We start from the raw sequence: 803 nt of genomic DNA, 5'->3' as shown, positions 1-803 counted from the left end.
CTGATCGCGGACATCTTCAAGTACTGCCGGGCCGAGATCCCCAGGTGGAACACGATCTCGATCTCCGGCTACCACATGGCGGAGGCGGGCGCCTCGCCCGCGCAGGAGATCGCGTTCACCCTGGCCGACGGCATCGAGTACGTCCGCACGGCTGTCGCGGCCGGCATGGACGTGGACGACTTCGCGCCCCGGCTGTCCTTCTTCTTCGTGGCCCGCACGACGATCCTGGAGGAGGTCGCCAAGTTCCGTGCGGCGCGCAGGATCTGGGCCCGGGTGATGCGGGAGGAGTTCGGGGCGCGGAACCCGAAGTCGCTGATGCTGCGCTTCCACACCCAGACGGCAGGGGTACAGCTGACCGCGCAGCAGCCCGAGGTGAACCTGGTCCGGGTCGCGGTGCAGGGCCTGGGCGCGGTGCTGGGCGGCACCCAGTCCCTGCACACGAACTCCTTCGACGAGGCGATCGCGCTGCCCACGGACAAGAGCGCCCGGCTGGCCCTGCGCACCCAGCAGGTGCTGGCCTACGAGACGGACGTGACGGCCACGGTCGACCCCTTCGCGGGCTCCTATGCCATCGAGAAGATGACGGACGACGTGGAGGCGGCGGCGCTGGAGCTGATGACGAAGGTCGAGGAACTCGGCGGCGCGGTCGCGGCGATCGAGCGGGGCTTCCAGAAGGGCGAGATCGAGCGCAACGCCTACCGGATCGCCCAGGAGACCGACGCGGGCGACCGGGTCGTGGTCGGCGTCAACCGCTTCCAGCTCGACGCGGAGGAGCCCTACGAGCCGCTCCGCGTGGACCCGGC

1 protein-coding gene is annotated in these 803 nt (G+C 70.1%); it reads left to right on the top strand.

What is annotated here, in order from left to right; genetic code table 11:
- Nucleotides 1-803: acyl-CoA mutase large subunit family protein (locus tag KCH87_RS48465; RefSeq protein WP_210594465.1), on the top strand; the 803-nt coding region annotated here is incomplete at both ends.

Source organism: Streptomyces sp. GESEQ-35 (assembly GCF_017948485.1).
Taxonomy (GTDB): domain Bacteria; phylum Actinomycetota; class Actinomycetes; order Streptomycetales; family Streptomycetaceae; genus Streptomyces.
Note: the sequence above shows the minus strand (reverse complement) of the source record. Positions and strands in the feature narration are given on the sequence as shown.